This window comes from Streptomyces sp. HSS9-12, assembly GCF_054963655.1.
Genome location: NZ_JBUEGC010000026.1, coordinates 74,104 through 95,169, shown reverse-complemented (window position 1 = coordinate 95,169; position 21,066 = coordinate 74,104). Strand labels below are relative to the sequence as shown.

Genomic DNA, 21,066 nt, shown 5'->3' with positions numbered 1-21,066 from the left:
GCACTAAAGCAGGTCCACCTCCGGATACGGTCGGCCGCCCGACAGGGTCGTGTATCCCGGCCCGCGGTCGAAGAACGGCCGCACGTCCGGTCGAGCGGCCCTCATCCGGGCCCTGAGCTCCCGCGTCGCCTCCTCGTCGGCGCGCAGCTCGTCGCCGTCCCCGGCCACCACGACCCCGTAGTCGTCACGGGCGCCGCGCACGGAGACCTTGCCCCACCGCACGTCCCGCACCACTGCCGCGATGTCGCGGTCCAGCGGATCGCCCCAGCCGCCGCCTCCGGTCGTGCGGATGCGGATGATCTCGCCCGCCCGCACCGGCTCGCCGTCCACCAGTCCTTCCATCACCCGCTCGTTGGGCCCGCCCGGGTCGATGACCACCTCGAACGGCCGTCCCGCCCGGCCGCCCTTGACGCCCCAGCAGGACAGGATGGACCGGTCCGCGATCGACATGAACGAGGCGTCCTGGAGCATAAGGATGTGTTTCTCGTAGCCGAGTCCTCCGCGGAACTGCCCCGGTCCGCCGGAGTCCGCGGCCAGGCCCAGGCGCTCCACCCGGAACGGGAACCGCGACTCGGTGAACTCGGTGGGCAGGTTCCGCGAGTCCGGGACGACATGGATGGTGTCCTCACCGTCCGCGTAGTACCGGCCCCCGGACCCGCCGCCGAGCACCTCGCGCATCAGGTAGGGGCGGCCCTGGGCGTCCGTGCCGTACACGCCCGTGTAGCGGATGGTCTCCTGGTCCGCGGGCATCCTGCCGTCCACGGCCTTGGCGAGCACGCCGGCGAGGACGCCGAGCAGGCGCAGGATGACAAAGGTGCGCGCGTTCGTCGGCGCCGGGAACACCGGCGTGAGCAAGGTGCCCTTCTCCGGGAACTTCATCTCGATCAGCGGGACAATGCCCTCGTTGACGTCCAGTTCCGCCATGCGCTCGGGAGTGTCCGCGAGGTTGCGCAGGATCGGCGCGAGCCACTTCTTGAGGAAGTTGCCGTCCGCGTAGTCGCCGCAGTGGTTGATCGGGCCCTTGGCCTGCGCGGAAGTCCCGGTGAAGTCGATGATGATCTTGTCGGGAACCTTGGTGAGGGTGATCCGCTGGGTGTGCAGTTTCGGCTCGTCGACGCCGTCGTGCTCCGCGTAGTCCTCCCAGACGTACTGGCCGTCCGGGATCTTCGACAGGATCTCCCGCCGGTAGGTCTGCGTGGTCTTGTCCAATATGGCGTCGAAGCACGCCTCGACGGTCGCCCGGCCGTACCGGTCGAAAAGCTCGGTCAGGCGGCGCGAACCCATCAGGCAGGCCGAGCATTCGGCGTCCAGATCCGCCGCGAGGGAGTCCGGCATCCGCGAGTTGCGCGTCATGATGCGCAGCGCAGCCTGGTTGGGCACACCCTGATCCCACAGTTTGATCGGTGGGACCATCAGCCCTTCCTCGTACACGCTCGTCGCGCCCGACGGCATCGAGCCCGGGCAGCAGCCCCCGATGTCGTCGTGGTGACCGAAGGCCTGGACGAAGGCCACCACCTCGCCGTCGTGGAAGACCGGCACGGTCACGCACAGGTCGGGCAGGTGGCCGATGCCGCCCTCGGACTCGTAGACGTCGTTGTGGAAGAACACGTCACCGGGGCGCATCGTGTGCAGCGGAAAGTCCCGGGCGACCGGGTGCACCAGTGCCGAGTACGACCGGCCGGTGAGCTTGCGCAGCCTGCGGTCGTGGATGCCCGCCCTGAAGTCGTGCGCGTCCCGGATCATCGGTGAGCGCGACGTGCGGGCGATGGCCGTCTCCACCTCCATCTCGACCGAGGCGAGGGTCCCTTCGACGATCTCCAGGAGGACGGGGTCCACGGTGTGGACCGGTGCCTGAACGGTCATGGCCTCAGGCCCCCTTCTGCTGGTTGTTCTGCTCGTTGCGGTCGGCGCCCGCTCTCGTGACGACGACGTTGCCATAGGCGTCGACGCGGGCGGTGAACCCCGGATGGATCGGGATGGTGGAGCCGAACTCCTCGACGACGGCCGGACCTTCGACCGCGTCGCCCGGCGCGAGGTCCTCGCGCCAGTACACGGAGGTGTCCACGTACCCGTCGGCTGCGTTGAAGCAGACCGGGCGCACGCCGGTGCGGGCCCGGCCGGGGTCGCCGTCACCCGGCGGCAGTTCGCGCAGCGCGGGGCGCCTGATCGGGCCGATGCCGGTGACCCGCAGGTTCACCCACTCGACCGTCTGGCTCGCGTCGCCGCGGAAGTTGTATCCGTAGAGCCGCTCGTGGGCGTCGTGGAACAGCTCCGCCACCCGCTCGGTCAACGACGCGTCCAGCGGGCCGTCGGGCACCGGCACCCGCACCTCGAAGGCCTGCCCGAAGTAGCGGAGGTCGGCGGTGCGCGCGTACCGCTGCTCGGCGCGGTCGAAGCCCTCCTTGTCCAGGGCCTCGGCCGCCCGCGCGGTCAGGTCGCCGTAGATCTTCGCCAGGTGGCCTTGGTCGAGGTCGGGGTGCCGGCACACCGCCGTCTGCACATAGTCGCAGCGGACGTCGACGGTCAGCAGGCCGAACGCGGAGACGTTGCCCGGGTCCCGAGGAACGATCACGCCGGCCAGGCCCAGGATGTCGATCAACCGGCAGAGCAGCAGCGAGCCGGAGCCCCCGAACGTCGCCATCACGAAGTCCCGGACGTCAAGACCCCGCTTGACCGTGATCTGCCGCAGCGCGTTCGCCTGGTTCCAGGCCGAGATCTCCAACACGCCTGTGGCGCACTGCTCCAGGCTGAGATTCAGTTCGCCGGCGAGCTTGCGCAGCCCCTCGCGGGCCGCCTCGACGTCGAGGGGGATCTCGCCACCGAGCAGGTGCGGCGGGATACGGCCGAGAACCACATGGGCATCGGTGACCGTCGGGTCGGAGCCGCCCTTGGCATAGCACAGCGGCCCCGGATCCGCGCCCGCCGAACGCGGACCCACCTTCAGGGTGCCCTCGGGTGAGATCCAGGCGATGGAACCGCCGCCCGCGCCCACCGTGACCACATCGATCATCGGGATCTTGGAGGGGAAGCGCCCGACCGTGCCCTCGGTCGTCAGCGTCGGCTCGCCGTCGAGCACGACGGACACGTCCGTCGAGGTGCCGCCACCGTCGCAGGTCAGGACCTTGTCGAAGCCCGCGTGCCGCGCGATCAGGGCCGCGCCGAGCGCGCCCGCCGCCGGCCCGGACAGCACCGTGGTGATCGGCTGGTGCACGACCTCCTCGGCGGACAGGATGCCGCCGTTGGACTTCATGATGGCGAACGGCACCCGGCATGGCCGGCGTTCGCCCGCAGCCGCGGTGAACGCGTCCAGGCGTTCCTTGATGCCGCCCACGTACTGGGCGACGCGCGGCTTGACCGCGGCGTCGACCAGCGTGGTCATCGACCGCTCGTACTCGCGGTACTCCCGGAGCACCTCCGAGCTGATCGAGACGACGGCCTCCGGATGCTCCTCGCGCAGGATGTCGCGCATCCGCTGCTCATGCGCGGGATTGGCATACGAGTGCAGCAGGCAGACACCGAGCGTGGTGATGGCGTGGTCGCGGAACCAGCGCGCCGCCTCCCGCGCACCGGCCTCGTCGAACGGCCGGACCTCACGGCCCTGGTGGTCCAGGCGTCCACCGACCGTCCTGATCCGGTCGACGGGGACGATGCGGTCCGGCTTCACCCAGAAGTAGGAGTTGCCATAGCCGTCCGGCACCGCTTGCCGGGCGATCTCGAGGATGAACTCGTAGCCCTCGGTGGTGATGAACCCGAGCCGGTCGACCTTGTCCTCCAGAAGCTGGTTGGTGGCCACGGTGGTGCCGTGCACCACGGCGGTCACATCGGCTCCGGTGCATTCCAGGAGGCCGAGCACCTTGTCCACGCCGTTCATGAAGCCGTCGGCGGGGTCGTACGGGGTCGACGGCGTCTTCGTGGTGACGAGTTCGCCGGTGTCCTCGTCCAGGGCCACGACGTCGGTGAACGTTCCACCGGTGTCGATGCCGATGCGGATCCGGCGCCGGGGTCCCTCGGTTCCGGCAGGCGTCATGGGGCGCTCCTCTCGGACGGGGAAGCGATGCAGGGACAAGTGATTCGCCGCGAGTCCGGCTCAGGCGATGCCCAGCTGCTGCCGGTGGCCCGCGTCGCTGGGAACGATTCAACTTCGCGACGGCCCGCGGTGACTCGGCAATGTCTGCCAACACTTTCGGCAAGAGTTGGTGCAGCCTCGAACGTGCGAAAGGGGGACGGCGCGCCCCGCCGAAGGACGGACATGTCCGACAGGTCCCGAGGAAGGCGCGCACAACCGCGCTCCGCCCCCCGTGGTGCGGGGGCGGAGCGCGGTTGCCTCGTCCCGGGTTCCTACCCGTGCGGGAACGGCGTCCCGGCGGGGCGGGCCAGGTCCTCCCCATAACGGCGCACCAGCGTCAGGTTGCGGTCCCGCAGGTGGTCGAAGACCTGCGGCACGCTCGACCCGGGTGTCAGCGCCGCCAGCGCGCGCTGCGGGTCGAGGTGGGCCGACACCCAGCCCTCGTGGGTGGACCCGCGCGCCACGACCTCGGCGCCCGGGGTGACGATCATCGAGTTGCCGAAGTACAGCACTCCGGCCGGGTCGGTGCCCGTGGCGTTGGTGCCGATGACGTACACGTGGTTGTCGTACGCGCGGGCCCGGCAGGTCAGCTCCCACAGGTCCGCCGAACGCAGCAGGGCCGACGGCCGGCACAGGATCTCCGCTCCCTGCACGGCCTGGATACGGCTGAGCTCCGGGAAGTCGCCGTCGAAGCAGATGATCATGCCGATCCGGCCGAGGTCGGTCTCCACCACCGTCACCCGGTCGCCCGGAGTGACCCAGCCGCCGCGTTCGCGCAGCTCCGGCCCGAAGGGGTGGGTCTTGCGGTACACGCCGAGCACCCCGCCGTCCGGCCCGGCCAGCACGGCGGAGTTGTGCACCACGCCGCGGCCGTCACCGCGCTCGTACGTGCCCCACACCAGGTGCACCCCGAGTGCCCGCGCCCGCTCCCGCAACGGCTCGCACAGCACGCCGGGCACCTCGTCGACGAGGTCCCACAGCTCCTCTGCGGGCAGCCCCGGGCTGAAGCCGGTGGTCACGCTCTCCGGAAGCACCACCAGTTCCGCCCCGGTGGACTCCACGCACCGGGTGACCCACTCGGCCGCCCGGTCGACGTTCTCCTTGACGACGGACGGGGTGAGCGGTTCCGGCCTGGGCGCGACCTGGACGGCCGCGGCAATGAACGGACGCATGACATATCCTCCTTGACGTTCCGTCAGCAGCCGCTGATGATGGCGCCCACGGCGGCGCCGAGCAGCGCCACGGCCGCACCGAACAGCGCACCCTTGACGAACTGGCCGCTTGAGGGGGCGCCCAGCGGGCCGGGGGAGGCCGCGGGAACGAAGGCACCTGCCCCGGGCGCGGGCTGTGCGGCGGTCACGGCCGGCTTCGCGGACTCGGCCGGGCCGGCCGCCTCAGCCGAGGCAGCTGCCTCCGCCGGGGCCTGGCCGTTGAGCGTCATGTCCACCGCGGAGAAGAACTGGCCCGCCGTCTTCTTCGCGACTCCGGTGAGCACCCGCTGCCCGACGCCGCCGATCATTCCGCCGACGACCGCGTCCGCGTCGTACTCCAACCGGGTCCGCCCGTCTCCCAGATCGAGCAGTTTGACCTTCGCCTCGGCGCTGACCGTGCCCGGGGCCGCGGCCCCGGACGCCTTCAAAGTGAACGCTCCCGGCTTCTGCTGATCCACAAGTTGGACCTGACCGAGGTAGGTGCCCTTGATCGAGGCCACACCCATCGTCACCGTCATCCGGTAGGTGTCCGGGCCGGTCGTCTCGAGCTTCTCGCAGCCCGGAATGGTGCGGACAAGTACCGAGGGGTCGTTGAGAGCGTCCCAGACCTTCTCCACCGGCGCGTTCAGTATGGCGTCTCCGCTGACCTTCATGCCTCGGGGTGCTCCTTGTCTGTAGGGTTGCCTGCGCGGCTCCCGGTGTCGTTCGCTGCACCGCCGGTACGGCGCAGCGGTGGGATCTTTCCGGCCGCGAACTGCTGCCGGAGATGGAACAGTTCGCACGGCTGTATCGGCATCCGGTTGATCGCGAAGCCCTCTGCGTCCTCGATCGCGGAGGCCAGGACGGCCGCTGCCGGGATCACCCCGGCCTCGCCTGCTCCCTTGATGCCCAGCGGATTCAGCGGAGAGGGCGTCTCCAAGTGGTCGATCTCGATCGCGGGGATCTCGCTCGCGTACGGCATGAGGAAGTCCATGAACGAGGCGTTGAGCAGCTGGCCGTTCTCGTCGTACTCCATGCGCTCGTACAGTGAGCCCGCCACGCCCTGCGCCACACCGCCGTGCACCTGACCCTCGACGATCATCGGGTTGAGCAGGTGACCGCAGTCGTGCACGACGCAGTAGCGCAGCACCCGGATCTCGGCCGTCTCCGGGTCGGTCTCGACGATCGCGGCGTGCATGCCGTTGGCGAACGTCGCCCTCGTCGGGGAGTAGTAGTCGCGGCCCTCCAGGCCGGGCTCGTCGCCCTCGGCCACCGGCGGCCTGCTGAAATCGACCTGGCCGCCGAACTGGGTGGCGGCCTTGGACGCCTCGTCGAAGGCGTACCGCAGCGGGTTGGAGAGGACCGCCACGGTGCCCAGCGCGATGGACGACGACGGATCATCGCGCACGCGCACCTGGCCGTCGACGATCTCCAGATCCTCCGGGTCGGCGCCGAGTGCCTCCCCGGCCACGCGCAGCGCCTTCGCGCGCACCTTGCGGGCGGCCAGCGCGATGGCGTTGCCGCTCATCACGGCCGCCCGGGAGGCGAAGGTTCCCACCGCATAGCCGAACTTGCGGGTGTCGCCCGTCGTCACGGTCACGTCCTCCACCCGCACGCCGAGCTCGTCCGCGACGATCTGCGCGAACACCGTCTGATGGCCCTGCCCCTGACTGGTCAGGCCCGTGGCGACGTTGACCCTGCCGCTGGTCTCGACCTGCACATGGCCGCCCTCGTACGGGCCGACGCCGGTGCCCTCCACATAGCAGCCGATGCCGATCCCGACCTTGCGGCCCTGCGCCCTGGCCTGCTCCCGGAAGGTCTCGAAGCCCTCCCAGTCGACGAGTTTCTTCAGCTTCTCCAGCGAGGCGGGGAAGTCCCCCGAGTCGTAGACCAGCGGCCGGCCGTCCTGGAACAGCAACCCGTGGTCGTACGGCATCTCCTCGGGCTGGATGAAGTTGACCGCTCGTACCTGCGTGCGGTCCAGGCCCAGCCGGTCGGCGATGGCGTCCATGGTGCGCTCCATCGCGAACACACCCTGCGGCCGGCCCGCACCGCGGTACGGAGTGACGATCACGGTGTTCGTGTACAGGCTGCGGAAGTCCACCCGATACGCCCCCGGCTTGTAGGGGCCGAGCAACTGGGTGGAGGTGATGATCGGCACGATGATGCCGTACGGGGTGTACGCACCGTTGTCGTGCAGGATCTCGACGTCGAGGCCCAGGATGCGGCCGGAGTCGTCGAAACCGACCCGCACGGTCTGCAGCTGCCCGCGCTCGTGGGCCGAGGAGATGAAGTGCTCCCGGCGGTCCTCCGTCCACTTCACCTCGTGGTCGAGCAGTCGGGCCGCCCACGGGACCAGCACCTCCTCGGGCCAGGGATGCATGATCTTCACGCCGAAGCCGCCGCCGACGTCCGGGGTCACACACTCGACCTGGGCCGGCGGAAGCTCGAGCTTCGCGGCGATGGCGGCCCGCACACCGGTGGACGTCTGCGTCGAGCTGTACACCCGCAGTGACTGGTCCGCGGCGTCCCAACGGGCGTACACCCCGCGCCCCTCCATCGGCATGCAGGCGCTGCGCTCGATGTCGAGCTGCAACTCCAGCGTGTGGGGCGCAGCCGCGACGGCGGCGCGGGCGTCGCCGACCTCCTGGACCAGATGGGCCGCGACGTTCCCCGGCACATCCGCGTGCACCAGGTGGTCGGCCCGGAAGGCGTTCTCGATCCCCACCACCGGAGGCAGCGGCTCGTACTCCACGACGATGCGCTCGCAGGCGTCCTCGGCCGCGTACCGGTCGCGGGCGACCACCATGACGACGGGCTCGCCGACATGGTTCACGAACTCCTTCGCCAGCGGGTAGGCGGTGCGGCCGTGGGTCAGTGCGGGGTGGGGGAGCAGAAGCGGCAGCGGCTCCGCGAGCTTCCCGGTGAGGTCCTCGTAGGTGTAGATGCCGATAAGGCCGTCCACGGTGAGCGCGTCATCGGTGTGGACGCCGATGACGCGGGCGCGGGCGTGCGGGCTGCGTACGAAAGCGGCCTCGTATGCCGTCGCTCCCAGATCGTCAAGGTATCGGCCTTCGCCGACGATGAGCCGCGGGTCCTCGGTGCGTTCCATCGGCGTGCCGACCGCCCCGGTCGGCTTCCGCGTCGTGCGCTGCGCCTGCTCCGTGCGCGGCGGCGTGGGCGTGGTGGTCGTCCCGCCGGTCGTGGTGGCCGGTGCCGTCGTCATCGTGCCGCCCCCTCCACCGAAGCGTCCGCGCCGGCGTCCGCGGCCTGGTGCCCTCGCCCCTGCTCGCGATTGATCTGTGCCGCGCGCAGCACCGCCTTGACGATGTTCTGGTAGCCGGTGCAGCGGCACAGGTTGCCCGAGACGGCTTCGCGGGCCTCTTCCTCGGTCGGATCCGGGTTGTCCTCGAGGTAGGCGGCGATCACGTTCAGGAACCCCGGCGTGCAGAACCCGCACTGGAGCCCGTGGCACTCGCGGAACGCCTGCTGCACCGCATGGAGGCCGCCGTCGGGCCGGGCAAGGCCTTCCACGGTCGTGATGTCGTGGTTGTTCGCGCTCACCGCGAGCATCAGGCAGGAGCGCACCGGCCGTCCGCCGATCCGCACGGTGCACGCCCCGCACACGCCGTGCTCGCAGCCGACGTGCGTACCGGTCAGGCCCAGGTCGCGGCGCAGGCAGTCGGACAGCAGCCGGCGGGCAGGCACGGTGGCCGTGCGCAGCACCCCGTTCACCCGGAGCTGGATCTCGTGCATCTGCTCGGTCATCGGTCGTAACGCTCCTGGTTGTCGTTCTTGCCCTGGTCGCTGACATCCGTGCAGCCGGCTGCCAGGTCGGCCCCCCGGACGGCCGCGGACCGCACGGCCCGTGCGGTCAGGACCCGCACGAGGTGGCGCCGGTACTCGGCCGTGGCGTGTATGTCCTGCTCCGGCTGGACCTGCTCCGCCGCAAGCTCTCCGGCGGCCTGCCAGTTCGCGGTGTCGGGGGTGGCACCGGTGACGGCCTCGGTCAGATCCAGGACCAGGGGGACCGGCGAGACGGACAGATACGCCGCCCGGACCCGGACGATGCGCAGGTCGTCGTCGAGGGTGACTGCCGCTGCCACGCCGCACATCGCGTAGTCACCGTGCCTGCGGGCGCTCTCGACGAACTCGGTGCCGGTGCGGCCCGGCAGCCGCGGGAAGTAGGCCGAGACGGCCAGCTCGCCCGGCTCGACGCACGATTCCAGCGGGCCGACGAAGAAGTCCTGCGCGGCCACGGTGCGTGTCGAGCCCCGCCGGGCGAGATCCACCGAGCCGCCGAGCAGCGCCAGAACCGCTGTCATCTCACCGGAGGGGTCCGCGTGCGCCAGACTGCCCACGGTCGTACCGCGGTTGCGGATCACCGGGTGGGCCACGAGCCGCAGTCCCTGGCGCAGCAGCGGCACGGCGGCGTGCGCCGCCGTGTCGTGCTCGACGTCGCTGTGCCGGGCGAGCGCGCCCACCCGGACCCCGCCGGCATCGGTGCGCACATACGCAAGGTCCGCCACGCCGTTGATGTCGACGAGATGGCCCGGCGCCGCCAGCCTCATGTTGAGGATCGGGATCAGACTCTGACCGCCGGCGAGGATCTTCCCGTCGTCGCCGACACCGTGGAGGACATCGAGCGTCTCGGCGAGGCTCTTCGGTGCGTGGTACTGGAAAGCCGGCGGCTTCACGGTGTGCCTTCCTCGTTCGTTCTGGTCATTTGCCGGTACGGATGCGGGTCTTGACTGCGCGCCCGCGGGTCCGTACCTGGTCCGGAGACGCTCACGTTCGCAGCGTCAGGGCCCCTGGTCTACGGTTCTTCCGGTCCGCTCCCGACGGTTGCCCCGGCCGTTGGTTCTTCCCCGGCGCGGGCCGGGGCCGCGGCGGGCGCACCGGGCCGGTGCGGACCGTCGGCCTGCTGCTCGCCACCGGCGGGGGCGCCGCGCAGGTGCGCGGGGGCAAGCGCGCGCAGCCCGTGGTAGCCGACGATCGTCACCACCGTGCCGAGCGCGATGCCCTCGATGGTGAAGTCGTCGCTGATCTTCAAGGCCACGCCGCCGATGCCGATGACCAGGCCGACCGCCACGGGCGCCAGGTTCAGAGGGTTGGCGAAGTCCACCTTGTTCTCGATCCAGATCTTCGCGCCCAGCAAGCCGATCATGCCGTACAGCACCACGGTGATACCGCCGAGCACGCCGCCGGGCGTTGCCGCCACCAGCGCGCCGAACTTCGGACACAGGCCGAACAGCACGGCGACCAGGGCCGCCACGTAGTATGCGGCCGTCGAGTAGACGCGGGTGGCGGCCATCACGCCGATGTTTTCGGCGTACGTCGTCGTCGGCGAACCGCCCAGCGAGCTGGCGATCACCGTGCCGAGACCGTCCGCGCTGATCGCCTTGCCCAGGCTGCCGTCGAGGTTCTGCCCGGTCATCTCGGCGACAGCCTTGACATGGCCGGTGTTCTCCGCGACGAGCGCGATGACCGCGGGCAGCGCCACCAGGATCGCCGAGGTCTTGAAATCGGGGGCGTGCATGCTCGGCAGACCGAACCAGTCGGCCTCGCCCACCGCGTGGAGGTCGACCCGGAAGTGCGGGACCTCCTTGCCGTCCGTGCTGCCCGGCAGCACCGAGGTGATTTTTCCTGACGTCTTGTCAAGGATCCAGGACAACAGATAGCCGAAGACCAGTCCGAGGAAGACGGCGATGCGCGACCAGAACCCGCGCAGCAACACCGTCATGGCCACCACCGCGATCATGGTGAGCACAGCCACCCACTGGTCTTGAGGCCAGTACACCTGCGCCACCACCGGCGCCAGGTTGAAGCCGATCAGCATGACGACCGCGCCGGTGACCACCGGAGGCAGTGCCCGGTTGACGAACTGCGCGCCCACGATGTGGATGAGTACGCCGACCAGGGCGAGTACCGCGCCGGCGACCAGGATCGCCCCGGTGACGGTCGCGTCGGTGCCGCCGGCCGCGCGTATCGATGCCACGGCGGCGACGAACGCCGCGCTCGTGCCGAGGTAGCTGGGGATCTTTCCCTGCACGATGAGCAGGAAGACCACCGTCGCTATGCCCGACATCATGATTGCCAGGTTGGGGTCGAGCCCCATCACGACGGGGAACACGAACGTCGCGCCGAACATGGCGACGACGTGCTGGGCACCAAGACCCACGGTCCGGCCCCAGGAGAGCCGTTCGTCCGGCGGCACCACCTCGCCCGGAGGTGGTGTTGTGCCGTCGCCGTGGAGTTTCCAACCCAAACCGAGTGCCATTGGAGCCGCCTTCCAGGCGTGCGGGGCGGTGCCCCTGGTTTTCGTCCAGGTGGCGTGGAGACCGGTCGGGTGCCGGACCCGCGTGAGGTACCGGACCGCGGTCGCCGTGCCGGGGTGCGCCAGAGGCGTTGGCGCACACAGTTCCGAGTGGTAGGCGAAGGTGAACGGCGATGGCCGAGCCGGCGCCGCCACAGTGCCGAGGAGGGGAACGTTACGAAGGACCGGAAGCTCCAGCATGGGAAAGAGTTGCCAGAGCAGCCGGAGTCGAGTTGTCGATAGTCAACCAGGCTGTGTCTGCCAGGCCATACGGTTCGTTAAGTTATGTCCAGTTTTTTCCGTCAATGCGGCGTCATGTCGCACCGGCGGCTGTGGCGGAACCTTCCTTACTGCCGGCCCACTTCGCACACCGGATCCGGCCCGGTGCCCGCCCGCGCCGGCCCTCACAGCCCGCGCATGCGCAGCACCTGAAGCGCCAGCGCGAGGTTCAGCCGCAAGGAGGGGTCGGTGGTGAACGGCCCAAGGTGACGTTCCAGTTTGCCGATGCGGTACCGCAACGTGTTGTAGTGGAAGTGCAGTACCCGTGCGGTCTCGGCCACATTGAGATTGGTGTCCAGCAGCACCTGCAGGGTGGTCCGCAGGTCGGCCGTCTCCGAATCGTCCCGGTCGGCCAGCTCGCCCAGGGTCTCCTGCATAAAGCTCGTGAGCTCCGCCGAGTCGGGCACGAGGCTGAGCAGCCGGAACACGCCCAGGCTGTCGAAGTCCGCCACCGCACCCGGGCCGTGCATCTGCCGGCCGACCTTGGCCGCACGGCGCGCCTGCTCGTACCCCTCGGGCAGCATCGCCGGACCGGCCACGGTCCGGCTGACCCCGGTACAGAACGAGCGTCGCCCGCCTCCGCCGTCCCCGGACACCTGCGCCACCATCTGCCGCACCACCCGGATGGCGCTGTCCTGGTCGGTCGCGCCCATCAACACCACGACCTCCTGGCTGTAGCCCACCACTGCCGCCTTGGGATCGCGTTCGCGCACGACCATCGTCCAGGCTGCGGCGAAGCGCTCATGCAGCGGGCGCAGGTCATGCGACTGCCGACCGGCTTCCGTGCCGGGATCCAGCTCGGCGACGACCACGACCAGCGGCCGGTCGATGTCCCAGCCGAGGGATGCACAGTGCGGCACCGTGTCGTGGGGTTCGCCCGCCCGCCCGGCGAGCAGGTCGCGGAGGAAGTCGCCCTGGTACTTGCTCTCCACGGCAGCGACCGCCAGCTGTTTTGTGATCACCAGTGCGGCGGTGGCCGCCGCCTGCTCCAGCACATGCACGTCGCTGTCGTCCAGCGGCCGGTCGCCCGCGATGAGCACGACCCGGCCGTGGTCCAGCGATCCGGCGTGCACGGGCACGAGGGCGACGCGGGTGCCGTGCTCCTCAAAGGTGCGCAGCCCGTGTTTGAACTGTTCGACCCGGAACCGTCCGCTGGCGTCGAAGCAGTCCTGAACCGGTGCCCGGCCGCCCGGCGGGTCGGACCGGGCCAGCACGCGGCCGTCGGGCGTGGTCACCATGACGGTGCCGTCGAGCAGGGCGGTCAGCTCGTCCGTGAGCGCCTGCAGTCCGCCGCCGGCAAGAACCACGCTCATCAGGGCCCGGTGCGCCTCCTGCGAGCGGGCGAGGACCGCCGCCTGCCGGTTGAGGATGTCGGTGAGCACCTGGTTGATGATGTCGTCGAACGCCACGTCGTCCGGAAGGCGGATGATCGGCAGCCCGAGGCGGTCGGCCCCGGCCAGCATCTCGGGTGGCAGCTCGTCGATGTACCGGCCCGGCTTGATGGCCACGGCCGCCAACTGCCGCTGTGCCAGCTCGGTCACCAGACCCGCCAGTGCCTGCGGGGTCTCCCGCAGCGGATAGCCCGTGGTCAGCAGCAGTTCGTGCGGTTTGGTCCACGGGAGGATGTCGGGGACCTCCATGACGTTCAGCCGTTGCACGACGCGGTCGAGCCCGCTCTCCCCGGCCACCAGCCGAGCGCCCTCGAAGCACGGAGTACTCAGCACCTCGCGCACGGGCACGCCGCGAATAAACGTCCCGGTACTGGCGGAACGCACCGACCCGGCCCCAGCCGCAGCCTCGGACGCCTCCGGAGACGGCCCCGTGACCGCCGCAGCGGTCGCGGGACTTGGCAAGTCACGCGAACAAACAGCCTGATGATTGGCAACCTTTCCCATGGGGGGACCTTAACGATCGAATTAGGTTCGCAACAGAGGTCGGATCGACCCGGGGACCAGCGGAACCCGCACGGAACCCGTGGCTTCAGGCTGTCCAGCGACCGGCAGGAGTTCGCGGACCGCCCTCGTCGCGACCCGACCGGCGAAGCCGAGCACCGCATGCGAGGAGGTATGCGTCCATGACGCTCCAGCTCGTCATCGACGGTGACCACCGCGATACGCACCACCTACCCGGGGCCGCGTCCCGGAGCCTGCGCGGGGTCCTGGAAGGGCCGTGCGGCCCGGCCCGGTTCCTCGCCGTCTTCCCCTCCGCGGTGTACCTGTCCGCACCGGACGGTACGGTCCTCGCCCTGGTCACCACGGACGCGGTACGGCTGCCCAACGCGGTGGTCGTCCCGGCCGGCCGTACGACCTCCCCCTTCACCGCCCTGCGAGACTGCGTCCGCGCCCCAGCCCGGTGCGGCGCCGGAATGGTGGGCGTCGGGACGCTCTCCGTCCGCGTCGCCCGCTGGTGGACACCCAGGCGACCGCAGGCGCCGCGCGACCCGTCGACGGTACGGGCGGCGGTCCGCGAGCTGAACGCCGCCTTCCGCCGCCCCGGCGGACCGTCACCCGGCCTGCCACGGACGGGACGTGCCGCCCTCCTGCAACTGCTCGGCCACGCGGCTCGCGGCCACCGCACCGCCGCCGCGGCCGCCGCCGGCCGCATGGTCGGCCTCGGCCCGGGCCTCACCCCCAGCGGCGACGACGTGCTGAGCGGTTTCCTGCTCGCACTGCGCCACCTGGGCACCTGGACCGAGGAGCAGGCCCGGCTCGGCGACCACCTCGCCGCGCACGCCATAGGCCGCACCACGGACCTGTCCGCGGCACTGCTCGGCCACGCCGCGCGAGGTGACGGCTGCGACCAGGTCATCGACCTCGTCGACGCCGTCGCCGGCAACGCGTCCGTCGACCGAGCCCTGACCCGCCTGCTGACGGTGGGTCACACCTCGGGAGCGGACCTCGGCCTGGGGGTGCTCGCGGGTGCCCACGCCGCTCTGGCGTGGCGTCGCACGCGGCGCAACGCCCCCTGCAACGCTCAACGGAAGGAGCATGCGTGATCAGCACACTGGAGCTGCGCCGCGGAACGTACCGCGACTCGGTAAGTCTGATGCAAGTAAGCCGGGCGGTCACGGCGGTCGAAGGGGTCGACAACGCGCTCGTGGCCATGGGGACGGAACTGAACCTGGGCCTGCTCGCGAGCATGGGGTTCGACATCCCGGAGGGCGCGGGCCCCAACGACCTCATCGTCGCCATCCGGGCGGAGGACGAGGACACCCTGCGGCGCGCCGGCGACTGCCTGGAGCAAGCGCTGTCCGCCCCCGCGCGCAGCTCGGGCGGCTCCGGCGGCATCTCCACCGGGCCCGCCCACCGAACCGTCCGCCGCGCCGCAGCGGCCACCGGAGAGGCCACCCTGGCGCTGGTCTCCGTACCTGGCCCCAACGCCTTCGCCGAGGCCGTGGACGCCCTCGACGCCGGTCTCGACGTCATTGTCTTCAGCGACAACGTGCCGGTCGAGCAGGAGATCCGGCTCAAGGATCACGGGCGCGCGCGCGGTCTGCTCGTGATGGGGCCGGACTGCGGAACCGCCGTCGTCGGCGGCGTCGGGCTGGGCTTCGCCAACACCGTCCGGCCCGGGAAGGCCGGCCTGGTGGCAGCCTCGGGAACGGGCTCCCAGGAGCTCATGTGCCTGCTGCACGCCGCCGGGGCGGGCATCAGCCACTGCCTCGGCGTCGGCGGCCGGGACCTGTCGGAGGCCGTCGGCGCCCGCTCCACACTGCAGGCCATGGCCCTGCTCGACGCCGACCCGGAAACCGAGCTGATCGTCGTCGTGTCCAAGCCGCCGGCGCCCTCGGTGGCAGCCGAAGTCGCCCGCTACGCCGCCGGTCTGGCCACGCCCGTGCAGCTCGCCTTCCTCGGCCGCGGCCAGGACGACCTGACCGCCGCCGCGACCAAGGCACTGGCCGGGTTGGGACACCCGGCGCCGGACGAGCAGGGACCGGGCTGGCCCTCCTGGCTGCCCGACCGGCCGCTGACACCGCGGTCCGGAGCCCTGCGCGGGCTGTTCTGCGGCGGCACGCTCTGCGACGAGGCCATGGTCATCGCGGCCGACGCGCTGGGCCCCATCGCCTCCAACATCCCACTCGAACCCGGCTGGGCCCTCCCGGGCGACTTGCGCACCACCGGGCACCTGATGATCGACTTCGGCGACGACCTGCTGACCGCGGGCCGCCCCCACCCCATGATCGACCCGACTCTGCGCCTTGAGCGGCTCGCCGAGGAACTCGCCGACCCCGCCACCGCCGCCGTGCTGCTGGACGTGGTGATCGGCCACGGCTCCCATCCCGATCCCGGCGCCGACGTCGCCGAGCTTGTCCGCGCGGCCGGCCCCGACGCTCCGGCAGTGGTGGTCTCCCTGTGCGGAACCGACCTCGACCCGCAGGACCTGCACGCCCAGGCCCGTACCCTGGCCGACGCCGGCGCCGAGGTCCACCTGTCCAATGCCGCGGCCGCCCGCCGCGCCGTGGCACTCGTGGAAAGGCAGCACCCGTGAACGACCGTCTCCCGACCTCCGGCCGTCTCCTGCGCCGAGACCCCGCGGTGGTGGCCGTGGGCGCGGACCTGTTCGCCGACGCCCTGTCGGCCCAGGCCGTACCGGTCACCCGCGTCGACTGGCGCCCGCCGCTGCCCGGAACCGCCGACACCCTGGCGCGGGTGCTCGCCGACCCGCGCCGCGAGGAGGCCAACCGCACGGCCGTGCAGCGTGTGCTGGCCGCCACCGCACAGCTGGTGGACGTGCGGCCTGCGAGTGAAGTCCTCGGCCTGCGACACGGGCAGTTCCTGCACGCCGGGCCGCCGATCGACTGGGAGCGGGCCTCAGGCCCGATGCGCGGCGCCCTCATCGGCGCCATGCTCTACGAGGGTCTGGCCACCACTCCCGAGGAAGCCACGGCACGTCTGGCCGGCGGGGGAGTGGAACTCCAACCCTGCCACCACCACAGTGCCGTCGGCCCGATGGCAGGTGTCGTCAGCCCCTCGATGTGGATGTTCCAGTTGGAGGACACCACCCACGGCACCCGCGCGTGGTGCTCGATCAACGAAGGGCTCGGCAAGGTCCTGCGCTACGGAGCGTACGGCCCCGAGGTCATCGACCGGTTGCGGTGGATGTCCTCCGTGCTCGGCCCGCTCCTGCGCAGCGCCGTACGCGCGCACGGTCCGGTGGACATCCGCGCGATCATCGCCCAGATGCTGCAGATGGGCGACGAGGGGCACAACCGCAACCGGGCCGGCACCCTGATGCTGCTGCGTGAGCTGCTCTCGGACCTGGTCGAGTGCGGTGCTCCCGCCGCCGACATCGCCGAGGCCATCCGCTTCGTCAGCGGCAACGACCACTTCTTCCTCAACCTCGCGATGCCTGCCTGCAAGCTCGCGCTGGATGCGGGGCGTGGGGTGCCCGGCTCGACGATGGTCGTGGCCATGGCCCGCAACGGCACCGACTTCGGCATCCAGGTGTCCGGCACGGGCGACCGCTGGTTCACCGGCCCGGCTCAGGTACCCGACGGGCTCTACCTGGGTTCCTACGGTCCCGAGGACGCCAACCCCGACATCGGCGACTCGGCGATCACCGAGACGGCCGGCATCGGTGGTTTCGCCATGGCCGCGGCTCCCGCGATCGTCCGGTTCGTGGGGGGAGAGGTGAAGGACGCGCTCGACGCGACACGCCGGATGTACGAGATCACACTGGCCGAGAACCCGGCGTACCAGGTGCCCGTGCTCGACTTCCGCGGCACCCCCACCGGCATCGACGTCGCCAGTGTCGTGCGCACCGGCGTGCTGCCTCAAATCAACACGGGGATGGCGGGACGAGTCGCCGGCACCGGCCAGGTCGGCGCGGGGCTCGTCACTCCACCCGCCGAGTGCTTCACCTCGGCGCTCACCGCGCTCGCGCAGGAGGCGCCGGCCTGGTGACGCGGACGGCCCGCCCCCGCCAACCGAAGAAGCGGGACGCCTTCTTGTTGCCGGCGCCCGCACCCGCGTCGCCCGCGCTCGACCGGGTCATTCGAGCGCGGGCCGCGATCGCTGAGGCCGAGCCGGCGTCCGCCAGCTCGCGGGGTGCGGGTGTCTCCCGCGGCGCAGACGCGTCCCCACATAGGCCTATTCGGATGATTCGAGAACGCGGCGCGGGGGCACCTCCCGGCCAGAGGCCAGCCCGGCGCCGCGGCCGAGATCTTCTTGATCTCCTCGATCTGTTCGAAGCGCTTCGGCCAGCGCCCGCATCTCGGCGTTCTGCTGCTATGAGACGAGCGTGCCGCCGACGAGGACGGCATTCCGCACTGACACAGGCGCACCCTTCGCCTCACGCGGAGTTCCCCTCATCGCTGCGCATGTTTCCTGCCTCCAGCTCGGTGAGCAACAGCAGCGCGCGGGCGATGTGGAAGGGGTCCTTGACCGGCAGAGCGACGACGCGGTCGAGCGGCGTCCCATCACGCGCCCGGATCTGAGTCCACTCCCCGCCGGGACCCGCAGGGAACGTGGTGAGAGTGTAGTCACGGAGGCGTGCGTGCCAGTCCGCCAACCGGCGGTCGCCAGTGCGACGTGCCAACAGCGCCGTCGTGTACAACGCTTCCGCATGCGGCCACCAGAGCTTGGTGTTCCACGTTTCGACGACCAGTGTCTCGTACGGATCACCCAGCAGAAGGCCGTTGGGCGCTCCGCCCGCCATGTCGACGTAGCGGAACAGACCGCCGTGCTCGTCGTCCCAACCCGTCTCGAGTGCATGTAGCGCCGCCTCCGGCAGCCAGTCCGGAAGCCTGCGACGACCCCGGAACACGTCTCCGGCACCGAGCTCCGCCGCGACGGCGGGAAGGGTGTCGGCGGCGTGTATGAGGAACCACAGGACCTCGAGCACGTGCCCTGGAGTGCGATGCCGGGCCAGGAGCGTGTCGGCCAGCTCGGGATCGTCCGGTCGCATCTCGACCAGATCATCGCCGGACCGTAGGGTTGTGGCGAGTTCACGGGCGGCGGTGGCCACTACGTCGGCACAGCGGCGGCTGCCGGTCGCCGCCCACACCTCGGTGCCTGTACCGACAAGGATCATCGGCACCGACAGCGCCCGGAAGCGGGGATGGATCGGATACGGGTCGGTGCGGAGCGTACGATCGCGCGCCCGCGCTGCGACCCCCAGGAGCAGAGACTCGGCGAGCCGGCCCGCGTCCGTGTCCCCGTCCACCTGAGCCAGCGCGGCGAACCCGAGCGCGGCGAAGCAATCGGCGAACGCGCTCGTGTGCAGACCCGATCCCGGTGCGGGCTCCCGCGGCGTGCCGACGCGGTCGGTGACGTAGGCAGTCGTGCCGTTGCCGAGCAACGCATGTTCGCGCACGAAGGCCGCGGTCGCGCGTGCCCGGTGCAGGCAGGCCTCCGGATCGGCCGGGCCGCCGGGCGGGAGCACGCCCCGCCGGGCCGCGTCGGCCACACGAGCCATGAGCCAGATCCAGCGCCCTTGCGACCACGTGTATTTGTCGCTGGAGATCAGCGTCCTGCCCGCGTTGTCCCAACAAGTCAGCACGCCGCCGTACTCGTCGTCGGGACCGTTGCGCTCCCACCAGGACAGCACATCCCGGAGCAGGTGCTCGCGGTACGGGCGGCCGTCATCAGACACGATCGGCAGCCTTTTCTCTGATCTGCTCCGTCGGCTCCTCGACCCCGAGCGCGTCGACCAGGGCGTCGGAGGCCGGCTCACGCCAGGGGTGGAAGAGACCGACGAACACGAAGACGACCAGCGAGGTGAGCACCGGAGCGGCGATCGTCAATACCTCGACATCGTTCGCGAAGACGTACTTGACCAGCGCGAACGCGACAAGCCCGGACGCCCATGAGCTGATCGCCGCCGAAGGTCCGCAGCGACGGAACGCTGGCAGCATGCCGAGCAGCATGGGGATCGCGATCGGGCCGACGAGCGCCCCGAACCAGAGGATGATGAGGCCGAGCACGCCACCGAAGGAGTCGGCGGTCAGTGCGATACCCATCGACAGGGCGATGAAGAGGAAGGTGCTGAGCCGGCCGGCGAACAGCTCGGTGCGGCCGACCATGTTCCGGCCGTTCTTCCAGACCGCAGGCAGGATGTCACGGACGACCACGGACGAGATTGCATTCGCGTCGGAGGATGTCATGGCCATCGTGTGGGCGAACATGCCCGCGAGCACGAGGCCGATGAGTCCGCCCGGCAGCAACTCCTGGGTCAGCAGCGCGTACGACTGGTCGGGCTGCTTGAGGCCTGGCAGGATCACCGGCGCCGCCCACATCGGGAAGAAGAGCACCAGGGGCCAGAACAGGTAGAGCCCGGCCGAGAGGAGCGCGGCTCGGCGGGCTTCGGCACCGGTGGGTGCAGCGATGAACCGCTGCGCGAGGTTCCATGTGCCGCCGTTGTACGACAACGTGCTGATGAGCAGGTAGGTGAGGACGAACCATACGGTGTAGTCCCCGTTGAACGGGTGGGAGTGACCCTCAGGCAGTTCGTCCCAGATGCGCCACACGGCCGGCACGCCGCCGAGACGCGCGAGCACCGCCACGAAGAGCGTGACGCCGGCGATGAGTTGGATGATGAACTGCCCCAAATCGGTGAGGGCGTCCGCCCACAGACCGCCGATCGTCGAGTAGACGAGCGTGACGCCGCCCGTGAGCAGTACCCCCCAGACGAGCGGGACACCGGCGAAGACGTTCAGCAGCAACGCCGAGGCGGTCCACTTCGCGCCCACGTCGAAGACCTTGAGTCCGGCGCCACTCCACGCCAGCAGCTGCTGAGTCGGGACGTTGTAGCGCGTGGCGAGGTACTCGAGCGGCGAGATGACGCCGAGCCGCTGGCGCATCCGTGCCCACCGTGGGGCGAACAGCGCGGCGCCGATGAGCATCGCGATCGTGATGCCGACGGCCCACCATATGTAGAGCGTGAAGCCGACCTCGTACGCCACGGCCGCGTAGGCGACGAAGACGGCCGCGCTGTAGCCGGACATGTGGTGCGAGATGCCGGACAGCCACGAAGGCATCCGGCCGCCGGCGGTGAAGAAGTCCCGGGCGTCGTGAATGCGGGCCTTGGACCAGACCCCGATCCCGATCATCACCACGAAGTAGCCGCCGAGCATGAGCCAGTCGAGGAAACCCATAGATCCCTCCGGAGGGCCGGATAGAGGCCGCGCGCGCCCGCTTCCGAGGCGACGCGCGCTTTGCGGCACTGTGGCGTGCAACCGGTTGCATGTCAAGGGCGGGCGCCGCTGCAAGCGGTCG

General features: G+C 70.6%; 14 protein-coding genes. 3 read left to right on the top strand and 11 right to left on the bottom strand.

Annotated features, from left to right (window positions below; all coding sequences use genetic code 11):
• Nucleotides 1-3: 3 nt before the first annotated feature.
• From ACY34J_RS16185 to ACY34J_RS16145, 9 genes are all read right to left on the bottom strand, one after another.
• The gene (locus ACY34J_RS16185; protein ID WP_462727189.1) at nt 4-1,863 is read right to left on the bottom strand and encodes a hydantoinase B/oxoprolinase family protein; all 1,860 of its coding nucleotides are present in this window, start codon (nt 1,861-1,863) and stop codon (nt 4-6) included.
• A gap of 4 nt (nt 1,864-1,867) precedes the next feature.
• Complete coding sequence (locus ACY34J_RS16180) at nt 1,868-4,027, bottom strand: hydantoinase/oxoprolinase family protein (protein WP_462727188.1); 2,160 nt, start codon at nt 4,025-4,027, stop codon at nt 1,868-1,870.
• A gap of 311 nt (nt 4,028-4,338) precedes the next feature.
• A complete protein-coding gene (locus tag ACY34J_RS16175; protein WP_462727187.1) occupies nt 4,339-5,238 on the bottom strand; it encodes a carbon-nitrogen hydrolase family protein in 900 nt (299 codons plus the stop codon).
• A gap of 23 nt (nt 5,239-5,261) precedes the next feature.
• Nucleotides 5,262-5,930 carry an SRPBCC family protein gene (locus ACY34J_RS16170; RefSeq protein ID WP_462727186.1) on the bottom strand — a complete coding sequence of 223 codons (669 nt, stop codon included), beginning with the start codon at nt 5,928-5,930 and terminating at the stop codon, nt 5,262-5,264.
• Nucleotides 5,927-8,482 (bottom strand): aerobic carbon-monoxide dehydrogenase large subunit, encoded by a 2,556-nt coding sequence (gene cutA, locus ACY34J_RS16165; protein ID WP_462727185.1) that lies wholly within the window; start codon nt 8,480-8,482, stop codon nt 5,927-5,929. The genes ACY34J_RS16170 and cutA overlap by 4 nt, the downstream gene beginning before the upstream one ends.
• A complete protein-coding gene (locus tag ACY34J_RS16160; RefSeq protein ID WP_462727184.1) occupies nt 8,479-9,024 on the bottom strand; it encodes a (2Fe-2S)-binding protein in 546 nt (181 codons plus the stop codon). The genes cutA and ACY34J_RS16160 overlap by 4 nt, the downstream gene beginning before the upstream one ends.
• On the bottom strand, nt 9,021-9,953 hold the full coding sequence (locus tag ACY34J_RS16155) for an FAD binding domain-containing protein (protein WP_462727183.1): 933 nt from the start codon (nt 9,951-9,953) through the stop codon (nt 9,021-9,023). Before ACY34J_RS16155 ends, ACY34J_RS16160 begins: the two co-directional genes overlap by 4 nt.
• 119 nt (nt 9,954-10,072) lie before the next feature.
• On the bottom strand, nt 10,073-11,536 hold the full coding sequence (locus tag ACY34J_RS16150; RefSeq protein WP_462727182.1) for a uracil-xanthine permease family protein: 1,464 nt from the start codon (nt 11,534-11,536) through the stop codon (nt 10,073-10,075).
• A 440-nt stretch (nt 11,537-11,976) separates the two neighbouring features.
• Nucleotides 11,977-13,590: a PucR family transcriptional regulator gene (locus ACY34J_RS16145; RefSeq protein ID WP_462727181.1), complete on the bottom strand. Its 1,614-nt coding sequence runs from the start codon at nt 13,588-13,590 to the stop codon at nt 11,977-11,979.
• A gap of 335 nt (nt 13,591-13,925) precedes the next feature.
• On the opposite strand from ACY34J_RS16145, the gene ACY34J_RS16140 reads away from it, so the two are divergent.
• From ACY34J_RS16140 to ACY34J_RS16130, 3 genes are read left to right on the top strand one after another with little or no spacing between them, the layout of a single operon-like run.
• A complete protein-coding gene (locus ACY34J_RS16140; protein ID WP_462727180.1) occupies nt 13,926-14,846 on the top strand; it encodes an oxamate carbamoyltransferase subunit AllH family protein in 921 nt (306 codons plus the stop codon).
• Nucleotides 14,843-16,339, top strand: a complete 1,497-nt coding sequence (locus ACY34J_RS16135) for an FdrA family protein (protein WP_462727179.1) — start codon at nt 14,843-14,845, stop codon at nt 16,337-16,339. The genes ACY34J_RS16140 and ACY34J_RS16135 overlap by 4 nt, the downstream gene beginning before the upstream one ends.
• Nucleotides 16,336-17,754 (top strand): YlbE family protein, encoded by a 1,419-nt coding sequence (locus ACY34J_RS16130; RefSeq protein ID WP_462727178.1) that lies wholly within the window; start codon nt 16,336-16,338, stop codon nt 17,752-17,754. Before ACY34J_RS16135 ends, ACY34J_RS16130 begins: the two co-directional genes overlap by 4 nt.
• Before the next feature lie 388 nt (nt 17,755-18,142).
• On the opposite strand, the gene ACY34J_RS16125 is transcribed toward ACY34J_RS16130, so the two are convergent.
• On the bottom strand, nt 18,143-19,444 hold the full coding sequence (locus ACY34J_RS16125) for an AGE family epimerase/isomerase (protein WP_462727177.1): 1,302 nt from the start codon (nt 19,442-19,444) through the stop codon (nt 18,143-18,145).
• Nucleotides 19,437-20,945, bottom strand: a complete 1,509-nt coding sequence (locus ACY34J_RS16120; protein WP_462727176.1) for a sodium:solute symporter family protein — start codon at nt 20,943-20,945, stop codon at nt 19,437-19,439. The genes ACY34J_RS16125 and ACY34J_RS16120 overlap by 8 nt, the downstream gene beginning before the upstream one ends.
• Between the last annotated feature and the right edge of the window lie 121 nt (nt 20,946-21,066).

What these genes read in the sequence shown, in the direction of transcription:
- ACY34J_RS16185 (WP_462727189.1), bottom strand. Translation starts at nt 1,863, where the DNA reads ATGACCGTTCAGGCACCGGTCCACACCGTGGACCCCGTCCTCCTGGAG.
- ACY34J_RS16180 (WP_462727188.1), bottom strand. Translation starts at nt 4,027, where the DNA reads ATGACGCCTGCCGGAACCGAGGGACCCCGGCGCCGGATCCGCATCGGC.
- ACY34J_RS16175 (WP_462727187.1), bottom strand. Translation starts at nt 5,238, where the DNA reads ATGCGTCCGTTCATTGCCGCGGCCGTCCAGGTCGCGCCCAGGCCGGAA.
- ACY34J_RS16170 (WP_462727186.1), bottom strand. Translation starts at nt 5,930, where the DNA reads ATGAAGGTCAGCGGAGACGCCATACTGAACGCGCCGGTGGAGAAGGTC.
- cutA (WP_462727185.1), bottom strand. Translation starts at nt 8,482, where the DNA reads ATGACGACGGCACCGGCCACCACGACCGGCGGGACGACCACCACGCCC.
- ACY34J_RS16160 (WP_462727184.1), bottom strand. Translation starts at nt 9,024, where the DNA reads ATGACCGAGCAGATGCACGAGATCCAGCTCCGGGTGAACGGGGTGCTG.
- ACY34J_RS16150 (WP_462727182.1), bottom strand. Translation starts at nt 11,536, where the DNA reads ATGGCACTCGGTTTGGGTTGGAAACTCCACGGCGACGGCACAACACCA.
- ACY34J_RS16140 (WP_462727180.1), top strand. Translation starts at nt 13,926, where the DNA reads ATGACGCTCCAGCTCGTCATCGACGGTGACCACCGCGATACGCACCAC.
- ACY34J_RS16120 (WP_462727176.1), bottom strand. Translation starts at nt 20,945, where the DNA reads ATGGGTTTCCTCGACTGGCTCATGCTCGGCGGCTACTTCGTGGTGATG.